10 protein-coding genes are annotated in these 12,735 nt (G+C 43.2%); all 10 read left to right on the plus strand.

Going from position 1 to position 12,735, the window contains the following annotated elements; all coding sequences use genetic code 11:
- The first annotated feature begins 21 nt into the window (after positions 1-21).
- The 10 genes from flgG (at position 22) to flaG (ending at position 12,678) form a co-directional block, all read left to right on the plus strand.
- The gene (gene flgG, locus OCV44_RS04135; protein WP_139685266.1) at positions 22-810 is read left to right on the plus strand and encodes a flagellar basal-body rod protein FlgG; all 789 of its coding nucleotides are present in this window, start codon (positions 22-24) and stop codon (positions 808-810) included.
- 72 nt (positions 811-882) lie between these two features.
- Positions 883-1,659: a flagellar basal body L-ring protein FlgH gene (gene flgH, locus OCV44_RS04140; RefSeq protein ID WP_139685265.1), complete on the plus strand. Its 777-nt coding sequence runs from the start codon at positions 883-885 to the stop codon at positions 1,657-1,659.
- A gap of 93 nt (positions 1,660-1,752) precedes the next feature.
- A complete protein-coding gene (locus OCV44_RS04145; protein ID WP_086048940.1) occupies positions 1,753-2,844 on the plus strand; it encodes a flagellar basal body P-ring protein FlgI in 1,092 nt (363 codons plus the stop codon).
- 10 nt (positions 2,845-2,854) lie between these two features.
- On the plus strand, positions 2,855-3,796 hold the full coding sequence (gene flgJ / locus OCV44_RS04150) for a flagellar assembly peptidoglycan hydrolase FlgJ (RefSeq protein ID WP_139685264.1): 942 nt from the start codon (positions 2,855-2,857) through the stop codon (positions 3,794-3,796).
- Between the two features lie 221 nt (positions 3,797-4,017).
- Positions 4,018-5,898, plus strand: coding sequence for a flagellar hook-associated protein FlgK (flgK, locus tag OCV44_RS04155; protein WP_139685263.1), 1,881 nt, complete (start codon positions 4,018-4,020; stop codon positions 5,896-5,898).
- A 9-nt stretch (positions 5,899-5,907) separates the two neighbouring features.
- Positions 5,908-7,098 (plus strand): flagellar hook-associated protein FlgL, encoded by a 1,191-nt coding sequence (flgL, locus tag OCV44_RS04160; RefSeq protein WP_139685262.1) that lies wholly within the window; start codon positions 5,908-5,910, stop codon positions 7,096-7,098.
- Between the two features lie 401 nt (positions 7,099-7,499).
- Entirely contained in the window at positions 7,500-8,699 is a 1,200-nt protein-coding gene (locus OCV44_RS04165) for a flagellin (protein ID WP_009848564.1), read from the plus strand.
- Between the two features lie 648 nt (positions 8,700-9,347).
- Positions 9,348-10,514 (plus strand): flagellin, encoded by a 1,167-nt coding sequence (locus tag OCV44_RS04170; RefSeq protein ID WP_139685261.1) that lies wholly within the window; start codon positions 9,348-9,350, stop codon positions 10,512-10,514.
- Positions 10,515-10,992: 478 nt separating this feature from the next.
- On the plus strand, positions 10,993-12,171 hold the full coding sequence (locus OCV44_RS04175; RefSeq protein WP_139685260.1) for a flagellin: 1,179 nt from the start codon (positions 10,993-10,995) through the stop codon (positions 12,169-12,171).
- A gap of 81 nt (positions 12,172-12,252) precedes the next feature.
- Positions 12,253-12,678 (plus strand): flagellar protein FlaG, encoded by a 426-nt coding sequence (gene flaG, locus OCV44_RS04180; RefSeq protein WP_139685259.1) that lies wholly within the window; start codon positions 12,253-12,255, stop codon positions 12,676-12,678.
- Positions 12,679-12,735 lie beyond the last annotated feature (57 nt).

The following is a 12,735-nucleotide window of genomic DNA, read 5'->3' on the forward strand; positions in this document are numbered from 1 at the left end:
TAGAATTTTAAGGAAATTGCTATGCATCCAGCATTATGGGTAAGTAAAACCGGTTTAGACGCCCAACAAACCAATATTTCAACAATTTCAAACAACCTTGCCAACGCATCAACCATTGGTTTTAAAAAGAGCCGTGCGGTGTTTGAAGATCTGTTCTATCAGAATATTAACCAACCAGGCGGTCAATCGTCTCAGAATACTGAGCTACCGAGTGGCTTGATGTTGGGTGCCGGCTCAAAAGTCGTTGCAACTCAAAAGGTGCACACTCACGGTAATGCACAAACGACGTCTAACAGCCTAGATATGATGATCGAGGGTGATGGTTTCTTCCAAGTTCAAATGCCAGATGGTGAAACAGGTTATAGCCGTAACGGTCAGTTCACACTGAACGGTGACGGTGCGATCGTAACATCGGGCCAAGGTTATGCCCTACAACCCGAAATCGTTATTCCTGAAGACTCGATTTCGGTAACGGTTGGTAACGATGGTGAAGTGTCGGTTCGTCTGCGTGGTCAGCAAAACAACGTCGTGGTTGGCCAAATTACCATTACTGACTTCGTAAACCCAGGTGGTTTAGAGCCCATTGGCCAAAACCTTTACTTGCCTACAGGCGCAAGTGGTGACCCGCAAGAGGGGGTTCCGGGGTTGAACGGCTTAGGTAATGTTCGTCAGTCTATGCTTGAAGCATCCAATGTAAACGTAACTGAAGAGTTGGTTAATATGATTGAAGCTCAACGTGTATACGAAATGAACTCAAAAGTTATCTCGGCGGTCGATAAGATGATGAGCTTCGTTAACCAACAGCTATAGCTGGTTGATTCGCTGTTTACTTATTTCTATTTAATCGTTCTGTTTTCCATTGTTTGCTGAGAGTGCATCGCCATGAAACGTATTGTTTGTTTAGCTCTGTTTTTAACTATGACGGGCTGTACCACACTGGAGCCAATTGAAACTCCGGCGCAAGAAAACGCAACCACTGTGGTTGATGCTGTAGAAGGCGACAAGGCTGCCCAGGAAAGCTCTGGTATTATCGACACACTTCGAGATAGAACGGACCCTATTGCTGGTGATCCTGCATGGGCGCCAATTAACCCGAAGAAAAAACAAGAGCATTATGCCGCAGCAACCGGTTCACTGTTTAACGCTAACCACATTGGCAGCATGTATGACGATTCAAAACCTCGCGGTATTGGTGACATTATTACAGTCGCGTTAGATGAGAATACGCGAGCGACCAAAAAAGCCAACGCAGATATGTCTAAATCGAACGACGCATCGATGGAACCGTTAGCTGTAGGCGGTGAAAATCTAGAACTCGGTAAATACAATTTCTCTTATGATTTGAGCAATACCAACACCTTTGCAGGTGATGCCTCAGCTAACCAAAGTAACAGCATCAGCGGCTACATTACTGTTGAAGTTATCGAAGTATTAGCCAATGGCAACCTAGTGGTTCGTGGTGAAAAGTGGATGACCTTGAATACGGGTGATGAGTATATTCGCCTAAGTGGCACCATCCGCCCTGATGATATCGACTTTGAGAATACCATTGCTTCGAACCGTGTTTCGAACGCCCGAATTCAGTACTCGGGTACGGGTGTGCAGAAAGATATGCAAGAACCTGGATTCTTGGCACGATTCTTTAATGTATCACTGTAGAGCTTGAGGCCTTGTCCGCATGTTGACACTCTCAGGATTGTCTAACTTCAAGCTAACTCATTATAAATTAAAGTAATACAGACAGGTTGCTCAATGAAAAAACTAACACTCGTACTCTTCGGCATGCTATTTCTTGCCACCAGTGCTCATGCTGCGCGTATTAAAGACGTGGCAAAAGTGGCGGGTGTTCGTAGTAACCAACTTGTCGGCTACGGTTTGGTCACAGGTTTGCCGGGCACCGGTGAGACAACTCCCTTTACCGATCAAACGTTTAACGCAATGCTGCAAAATTTTGGCATTCAATTGCCGCCTGGTACTAAGCCAAAAACCAAAAACGTAGCGGCTGTTATTGTTACCGCTGAATTGCCGGCTTTCTCTAAGCAAGGTCAGGAAGTTGACGTAACGGTATCGTCTATTGGTTCTGCAAAAAGCCTTCGTGGTGGTACTTTGCTGCAGACTTTCCTTAAAGGTCTAGACGGCCAAGTGTACGCTGTGGCACAAGGTAATTTGGTGGTGAGTGGTTTTAGTGCTCAAGGCAACGACGGCTCTAAGCTCGTTGGTAACAACCCAAACGTTGGTATCATCTCTAGCGGTGCGACGGTAGAGCAAGAAATTCCAACCCCATTTGGCCGTGGTGACTACATCACTTTCAACCTAATCCAATCTGATTTCACAACAGCTCAGCGCCTAGCTGATGCGGTGAATAATTTCCTCGGCCCTCAAATGGCGTCTGCGGTAGATGCGACTTCTGTAAAAGTTCGTGCGCCACGTGAAATCAGTCAACGCGTAGCTTTCTTGTCAGCCATTGAAAACATCGAATTTGACCCAGCCGAGGGCTCTGCAAAAATCATTGTTAACTCTCGTACCGGTACTATTGTTGTTGGTAAGCACGTGCGTTTAAAAGCAGCGGCGGTAACACACGGTGGCATGACCGTTGCGATCAAAGAAAACCTAAATGTAAGCCAGCCTAATGCATTCGCTGGTGGTCAAACGGTCGTGGTTCCCGATTCAGATATCGAAGTAACCGAAGCCGATGGCAAGATGTTCAAGTTCGAACCCGGCTTAACGCTCGACGATTTGGTACGAGCTGTCAACGAAGTTGGCGCCGCACCTTCTGATTTAATGGCAATCCTTCAAGCACTGAAACAAGCGGGTGCAATTGAAGGTCAGTTGATCATTATTTAAGGAATCAAGCATGATTAAAAATAACAATGACATCGGCTTTATTCATGATATCGGTAGCCTAGACCGCCTTCGTCAACAAGCGGTAAGCGGTGAAGAAGGCAGTGAAAAAGAAGCGCTAACCGCTGCGGCGAAACAGTTTGAATCTATTTTTACTTCGATGCTGTTTAAGTCGATGCGTGATGCGAACTCGAGCTTTAAGTCAGATATGTTAAACAGCCAGAACGAGCAATTTTATCGTCAGATGCAAGATGATCAAATGGCAAGTGAGTTGAGTGCTTCAGGTTCGTTAGGTCTTGCGGACATGATCGTGGCTCAGTTAAGTGCTGGTCAAGCAAGCGACGCAACAGAAGATAAGGTTCGTAGTGAAGGCTTTGATACTTCATTGCAAAGGCCTCGATATTCAGGCCGTGCAGAAGGTAGAGTATCGGATGTTCAATCTTCGCAAGCTATGTCAGCAACAGATGTGTCAGCAGCAAAACAATCCGCTTCATTTGACTCTCCAGAATCGTTTGTTGCCTCAATGAAGCCTTACGCTGAAAAAGCGGCGAGCGCGCTCGGTGTCGATTCATCACTGCTATTGGCACAAGCGGCACTTGAAACAGGTTGGGGTTCTAAGATGATTAAGAACTCTTTGGGCAACAGCAATAACCTATTCAACATCAAAGCTGATAGAAGTTGGAAGGGCGATAAGGTTGCTACTCAAACTCTAGAGTTCCATGGTAAAACAGCCGTTAAAGAGTCGGCTTCTTTCCGTTCTTACTCTAATTTCGAAGATAGCTTTAATGATTACGTGAAGTTCTTGAACGAAAACCCAAGATACGAAACGGCATTGCAGCATCAAGGTAACTCTGAGAATTTCATCAAAGGCATTCACCAGGCGGGTTACGCAACCGACCCTAACTATGCCGATAAAGTTTTACGAGTTAAAGCTAAGATTGATGAGATGAAATAGCGTTATTGAATGCACTCGAGAGCTTGCCACCGGCAGGCTCTTTTCTTATCCGCCCCTTCAGTTCTTACGCATCATCCATAGTTTTCTCCTTACACTTCAATAAATTACTGTCTTTTAACTCTCCGCTATTTCTATTGGCACATATATTGCTAAATATCTTAATAACAAGTTGTAGTAGTTAATCAGTTCATGCTGATTTTGTTAAGTTTTTTGGGGGCATTATGGCGTCGGATCTTCTGAATGTAGGAGCACAAAGTGTTCTTACTGCTCAGAGACAGTTAAACACCACAGGTCATAACATTTCTAACGCCAACACAGAGGGCTATAGCCGTCAGTCTGTGGTTCAAGGTGTGAATGACCCGCGCCAGTACGGTGGTCAAACCTACGGTATGGGTGTGCATGTGGAAAATGTTCGCCGCTCTTGGGATCAGTTTGCCGTCAAAGAACTTAACTTATCAACAACCAATGCCGCTAACAAAGCGGATACAGAAGCTAACCTGGATATGCTGTCAAGCATGTTGTCATCGGTTGTTTCGAAGAAGATCCCAGAGAACCTCAATGAATGGTTTGATTCGGTTAAGACGCTTGCTGACACTCCTAATGATGTTGGTACACGAAAAGTCGTCATAGAAAAAGCCGGGTTATTAAGTAAAACGCTAAATGAATTTCATGAAACCGTTCGTCAACAGTCTGATTCTGCGAATAAAAAATTAGACATGGGTATCGAGCGAGTTAACCAAATTGCATACGAGATCCGTGATCTTCAGCGACTAATGGTACGAACTCCCGGACCTCATAATGATCTACAAGATCAGCACGAACAGCTAGTTAATGAGCTTTCTGGTTACACTAAAGTGACGGTGACACCACGCGCTAATAATGAAGGCTTTAATGTCCATATCGGTAATGGTCATACCTTAGTTTCTGGGACAGAAGCGAGCCAGCTGAAAATGATCGATGGCGTACCAGATGCACATCAGCGTCGTCTTGCTATCGTAGAAGGAAAGTCATTAAAGGCGATTACTAACCGCGATATTGATGGACAAATCGGCGCGATGTTAGACATGCGTGATGAACATATTCCTGCAGTTATGGATGAGCTTGGTCGTTTGGCGACCGCGTTTTCATACGAGGTCAATGCATTGCAATCGCAAGGTTTGGATCTCAATGGCAATGTAGGTAAAAACCTGTTTACCGATGTGAACTCTGAGTTAGTGGCTAAGTCTCGTGTTACTGCTCACGGACAGTCAAAAGCAGATGTCGCGGTTTATATTGATGATACTTCTGCTCTAAAAGGCGGCGAGTATGGCCTGAAATACGATGGCAGCGATTATATGGTGATTAAGCCAGATGGTGAAACGGTAAAAGTTAGCACTAATTCAACCGGCAATGCTTTTTATTTAGATGGCATGCGAGTGGAAGTTCGAAACCCGCCTGAACTGGGTGAGAAGCTTTTGCTACGCCCAACCCGCAACTTTGCCGCTCAGATTCAGATGGAAACCAAAGACCCTAAAGATATTGCGGCACAAAGCTATGAGGCATCAACTACCTTTGCTAAAGGCACTGCGGAGTTCAAAATATTGGCGGCAGGTCAACTGCGAGAGTTTGAAGTGATTGTGTCACCAAAGGGCGAACAGTTTGCGGTTACTGATCCTAAAGGCAACATACTTATGCAGCCTCAACCGTATCCACCACAAGGCCCTGTGACTATTAATGGCACAACGTTTGAACTTACACCGGGTGCGGTGGCAAACGATAAATTTACGGCAAACCTTGTCCCATCAGAAGGTGACAATGGCAACTTGCGTAAATTGCAAAATCTCCAAACAGGCAAAGTCTTGGATGATGGTGAGTCTACGATTCTAGATCTTTACCACAACTTGAATACTAATACGGGCTTGAAATCTTCAACGGCAAATCGCTTGAGTGATATTGCTAGATTAGAAAAAGAGTCAGCTCAAGAACGTATTGCTTCAGTCTCTGGGGTGAACCTAGATGAAGAAGCGGCAAATATGATGAAATTTCAGCAAGCGTACATGGCTTCGTCACGCATCATGCAAGCCGCCAATGATACGTTTAATACTATTTTGGCTTTGAGATAGGAAGTATAAATGTTGACTCGTATTTCTAGCTTTCATAATTATCAGTCAGTACAAAATGACTTTCGCCGCCAAGAAAATAAGGTGCATCATAATCAAGCTCAACTGGCTTCTGGTAAGAAACTACAGTCGGCGAGTGATGATCCTTTGGCGACGCATTATTTACAAAACATCGGCCAGCAATCTGAGCAACTTAAACAGTATGTCGATGCGATCACTCTAATTAGAAACCGCCTTGAACATCATGAAGTCATGGTCGCCAACTCGGAAGGGTTCGCGGATGAAGCAAAACGAACCGTGATGGAAATGATTAACGGTGCACTTTCTCCGGAAGACCGTTTAGCGAAGAAACGTGAAATTCAAGAGTTATCGAATAATCTTCTGCACTTAGCTAATACTCAAGATGAGTCGGGTAACTACACATTTTCAGGCACCAAGCCCAAGAGCCAACCGTTTTTTCAAGATAACGAAGGGAATGTCTCTTATCAAGGTGATGACTATCAAAGAAAGATGCGAGTAGCAACTAGCTTTGAAATGGCAATGAACGATCCGGGCAGTAAGTTGTTTATGGAAATAGATAACCCGTTTGGTGATTACGAGCCTCAGTATGATCTTGAACCAGCCTCTGAGTTATTACTAGGGCGCGCAACCAATAAAGCTGACGATAGTGCAACTTATAAAGTGACCTTTGTTGATATGCAAACAGGCAAGTTCGCTTACCAGCTTGAAAAAGATGGCAAAGTGGTTGCTTCGGAAGATTTTGATCCTTCGAAAGGTGTTGTCTATGAAGGTCTGAATATCCAATTCAAGGGGCAGATCACTAAGGGTGACTCGATCACTTTAGAGCCGAGAAAGACATTCTCCATTTTTGATACATTCAAAGAGACCGCCGAACAGGCTGAGAATCCAGTATCGGATGCATCGGCAACGGCAAAGCTGCACCAAATGACAGAAGAATTTCATGCCGCGTTTATTCATTTGACTAAGGCAAGAACGGATGTTGGTGCACGTTTGAGTACGTTGGATATTCAAGAGCAGCAACATGAAGATTTTAAGTTGTCTTTAGCGAAAGCCAAAAGCAACTTTGAAGACTTGGATTATTCGAAAGCCATCATTGAATTCAATGAAAACTCTCGAGCGTTACAAGCTTCACAACAAGCGTTTGGCAAGACCAAAGACCTGACCTTGTTTAATTATATTTAGCTGTGAACAGTCGTTAATCTGGGGTTAGTTCTCTGCCGTATGTGCTATGCCATACGTGCGAATGATTCTATCGATTGCCGCTTTTTTATTCAAAGTGGCATGTTTAAAAAATAGCGGCAAAAAACGGCAACGAGAGATGTGAATCTCTTATATTCTCGACTTCATACAATTGGCATAGATGATTATCTTTAATTAAACATCTGTTTTTATTGTGATTTTTAAATTATTGCAATTAATTTAAAAAGTTGGCACATAACATGCTTTTGTATTTGTCATAAATGATTAATACAGATCTTAAACCTTATCTAGGGTTTATCGCGTAATACACGGTCAGTGCTTATCCATATGAGAGTAAAGCTGGCCGCTTCGCAGAAATTTTGCGAACTCATAAGGAGAGCAATATGGCTATTAATGTAAGCACTAACGTATCTGCTATGACAGCACAACGATACTTGAATAAATCGTCTAATGAACTAGCGACCTCTATGGAGCGTTTGTCATCAGGCCACAAGATCAACAGTGCAAAAGATGATGCAGCTGGTCTACAAATATCAAACCGTTTAACAGCCCAGTCTCGTGGTCTTGATGTAGCGATGCGTAATGCAAATGATGGTATTTCGATTGCTCAAACTGCAGAAGGCGCGATGAACGAATCAACGAACATACTACAACGTATGCGTGATCTAGCGATTCAGTCATCAAACGGCACCAACTCTCCGGCAGAGCGTCAAGCATTAAACGAAGAGACTATGGCTCTTCAAGATGAGCTTAACCGTATCGCTGAGACCACGGCTTTCGGTGGCCGTCGCTTATTGAACGGCTCATTTGGTGAAGCTTCATTCCAGATTGGTTCAAATTCTGGTGAAGCGATGATCATGGCGCTAACGAGTATTCGTGCGGATGATTTCCGTATGGGTGGAACAACATTCGACACTGAAAACGCTAAAGATAAAAGCTGGGAAGTACCAGTAGCAGCAAAAGATCTTAAGTTTGAATTCAAAACTAAAGCGGGTGAAGAGATTACTCTCGATATAAGCGCCAAAGCCGGCGACGATATCGAAGAACTAGCCACTTACATTAATGGTCAATCTGATTTAATTAACGCATCGGTTACTGATGAAGGTCGCATACAGGTATTTGTTGCCGAGCCAGATTTAGATGGTGAGATGAGAATCTCGGGTGGTTTAGCCTCTGAACTAGGCTTCAAAAATGATGCTCCTGAAGGCCAGGAAACCACAACTACGGCGGATGGCAAAGTTGTACCTGCACCTGCTGTAGGTCGAACGACATTAGTTCAAGATGTCGATTTGAATACTGTAGCGGGTTCACAAAACGCAATCAGTGTCATCGACTCTGCAATGCAGTACGTTGATTCACAGCGTGCTGATTTGGGTGCGAAGCAAAACCGTCTAAGCCACAGTATTAATAACTTGGCAAACGTTCAAGAGAACGTAGACGCTTCAAACAGCCGAATAAAAGATACGGACTTTGCGAAAGAGACAACGCAAATGACCAAAGCTCAAATTCTGCAACAGGCAGGTACATCAATACTTGCTCAAGCAAAACAGTTGCCTAACTCTGCAATATCACTATTGCAATAGTTATTGGTGGAACTCGCTATTCGTGTTCAGACGTGAACCGCTTGGCGAGGGAAACTGGCAAGCATACTTACTATTGGGTGTTTAGCTCTCTCATCTCTCACCTGCTATCCATTTTTACGGTAAGAATGCAACGGCGCGTCGGAAATGTGTTCATTTCTCGATGATCTCCGCACAGGCTCTGACACGCCAACTAGCCCCGGTTCCTTCACAGGAAAAGGGGCTTTTTCCTTTCTACTTCTACATTTTTGTTTTCTTGCTAATCTTCTATCTTCTATCTTTTGAATCCTCAAAACCTCGAATTTACTCATCTGTTTCACGATAAATAACATCACTCTTTGTATAAGAAGCATACCAATCTGCGCTCTTTGGTGACTGTTCTTTTCTCGACCTTGGGTCACGATAATCATGCTTAGTGTGTTTTTTGAACACATTTAAATGCATTCTCAATTGAAGACTGCCACAGTTATAGAAAATGTAAGATTTTAAGTATCTGATAAAATTGATTTTAATATTTAATTTGTGGTTTTTTGAAAGTTTTTCTAAAGCTTCTGAATTTCGAGCCGTTATTAAAAGTAACTTAGAGATAACTACTTGGTTTTCCGAGACGTCGGAAACCGCTATACCGGAAAATCAATTGGAGAAATCACCATGGCAGTGAATGTAAATACCAACGTTTCAGCAATGACAGCACAACGTTACCTAAACAGTGCAAATAGCTCTCAACAAACATCAATGGAGCGCCTATCTTCAGGCTCTAAAATCAACAGCGCAAAAGATGACGCTGCTGGCCTACAAATCTCGAACCGTTTGAATGTTCAGAGTCGCGGTCTTGATGTTGCTGTACGTAATGCTAACGATGGTATCTCTATCGCTCAAACGGCAGAAGGTGCGATGAATGAAACATCGAACATTCTGCAACGTATGCGTGACTTGTCTCTACAATCAACAAACGGTTCAAATACAAAAGCTGACCGTGTTGCAATCCAAGAAGAAGTAACGGCGCTTAACGATGAACTAAATCGTATCGCTGAAACGACATCTTTTGGTGGTAACAAGCTGCTTAACGGTACTCACGGTACTAAATCATTCCAAATTGGTGCGGATAATGGTGAGGCAGTAATGCTTCAACTGAAAGACATGCGTTCTGATAACGACCAAATGGGCGGCAACAGCTACCAATTTACAGAAGCTAAAGGTAAAGATTGGGGTGTAGCAGCTGGTGCGAATGACTTAACCATGTCATTAAAAGATAGCTTCGGTGACCAACGAGAAATCAACATCTCTGCTAAAGCAGGCGATGATATTGAAGAGCTAGCGACTTACATTAACGGTCAACAAGACCTAGTAAAAGCGTCAATTGATGAAGAAGGTAAACTGCAAATCTTCGCTGGTAACAACAAAGTTGATGGGGAAATTGCATTTTCTGGTGCTTTATCAGATGAACTAGGCATGACAGCAGGTGCGAAGCCTGAGGACCCAAAAACGCTAGAGGCTAAGCAAGTTACGGTTGATAGTATCGACGTAACGTCTGTTGGTGGTGCACAAGAATCTGTAGCTGTTATCGATGCGGCACTTAAATATGTAGATAGCCACCGTTCTGAGCTTGGTGCTTTCCAAAACCGTTTCGACCACGCAATTAACAACTTAGACAACATCAACGAAAACGTTAATGCATCTAAGAGCCGTATCAAAGATACCGATTTCGCTAAAGAGACGACTCAGATGACTAAATCTCAGATCCTTTCTCAAGCTTCAAGCTCGATTCTTGCTCAAGCGAAGCAAGCTCCGAACTCGGCACTTAGCCTACTAGGTTAATCGGTTGAAAGGCCACGTTAATGAAAGATGTTAACGTTTGGCTTCCACAAATTAGCTCGTGGTGAGAGATGAGCGCTAAATAAACCCAGCTTCGGCTGGGTTTTTTATTGCCTGTTATTTGGTAAAGGTACATTGGAGTGAAGTAGCGTGTCGGCGAAAAGGAGTAAAAGAGAGAGCAGGGACTTTTTTATGTCAATTATCTGATAGGTATTGATACGCATTGTGCTAAATCCGGCTTTAAAAGATGCCGTGAGATTAATCGAGCTACTTCACGTTTTTTTTAATATTGAAAATAAAACGAAAAAAAATGCATTTTTTATTAAAGCTTCTAGTTAAGGGGCCGTTAAAGGGATTGAGAGAAATGATATGTACCAATGTAAGGTGAGAGAGACACTGGTATATAAAACAAAATTACATGTGTTTTTGTGAGGTGAGAGTCACATAAGTACATGAAAAAAATGCCTAAAGGAGATCAATTATGGCGATTAATGTAAGCACAAATGTGTCTGCAATGACGGCTCAGCGCTACCTAAATAGCGCGGCTGAAGGTACTCAAAAATCAATGGAGCGTTTGTCTTCTGGCTATAAAATTAATAGCGCAAAAGATGATGCTGCAGGCCTACAAATCTCTAACCGCTTAACGTCGCAAAGCCGTGGCCTAGATATGGCTGTAAAAAATGCGAATGATGGTATCTCTATTGCCCAGACAGCTGAAGGCGCAATGAATGAGTCAACCAATATCCTGCAACGAATGCGTGACCTTTCCCTTCAATCTTCAAATGGCTCAAACACGAAATCTGAACGTGTTGCAATCCAAGAAGAAGTCTCTGCTCTAAACAAAGAACTTAACCGTATTGCTGAAACGACCTCTTTTGGTGGTAACAAGCTTTTGAACGGAACTTTCGGTAGTCAATCTTTCCAAATTGGTGCAGATTCTGGTGAAGCAGTAATGCTGACGATGAATAATATGCGTACTGATACTGAAGCGATGGGCGGTAAAAGCTACAGCGTTGCAGAGGGTAAAGATACGTCTTGGCGCGTAGGTGAAGATTCTGTTCTAACGATGAAATACCAAGATCAGTTTGGTGACGTTCAAGATCTGTCGATTACTGCGAAACAAGGTAATGACATGGAAGAACTTGCCACTTACCTAAACGGTCAAAGCCCAGACATACAAGCATCAGTAGGTGAAGGCGGTAAATTACAACTGTTCGCTTCAAGCCAAAAAGTTGATGGCAATGTAGAGTTTGGTGGTTCTCTTGCTGAAGAGTTAGGTCTTGGCTCTGGTAAAGATGCAGAAGGTAAAGAGGTTCCTGGCAGCAGCAAGGCTATCGTAACGGATGTTACTGTTAACGATATTGATGTAACTTCTGTTGCAGGTTCAAACAATGCTGTCTCTATTATTGACGGGGCCTTAAAGTCAGTCGACAGTAATCGTGCTTCTCTTGGTGCATTCCAAAACCGTTTTGACCACGCAATCAGCAACTTAGAAAATATTAACGAAAATGTTAATGCGTCTAAGAGCCGAATCAAAGATACTGATTACGCAAAAGAAACAACGGCAATGACGAAGTCTCAAATCTTACAACAAGCGAGTACTTCTATTTTAGCTCAAGCAAAACAATCACCATCAGCAGCTCTAAGCTTATTGGGCTAAACTTACTTCAGTAAGTAACGGTAAACTCTACTTTGAGTAGGGTTTTACTGTTAGGCTCATAAAGGTGGGAGGGAGAGTGTTATGGAAATATTATCTAACGCATCGAACATCCAGCCTTATGGCTCACCTAATGGCATTAAATTTGCAAGCGATAAAGGTAGTAGTGCGTCGAGCACTTTACAACTGAAAGAAGCAACATCTTATGACAAGGTAGAAAAATCGAAAGAGATGGCTACTGAAGCGGCGATTCAATTAGCTCAACATAGACAAGAGCTGAATGATGCGGAGCGAGTCAAAATGGTGGAGAAGGTCAATGAATTTATATCTTCTCTCAACAAAGGTGTTGCTTTTAAAGTTGATGAAGAGACTGGGAGAGATGTGGTTACCATTTATGAGACCACAACGGGCGATATTATTCGCCAAATTCCCGATGAAGAAATGCTCGAAATTCTAAGGCGCCTAGCAGCCCAAACCTCGAATAGTGGAATATTGGAGGCTAAGGTTTAAGTCGTATTATTGAGGTGGTTTAATGAGTTTTGGCCCAATGGGGATTTCGTCTGGCAT

The sequence above is a fragment of the Vibrio tasmaniensis genome, from assembly GCF_024347635.1.
GTDB lineage: Bacteria > Pseudomonadota > Gammaproteobacteria > Enterobacterales > Vibrionaceae > Vibrio > Vibrio tasmaniensis.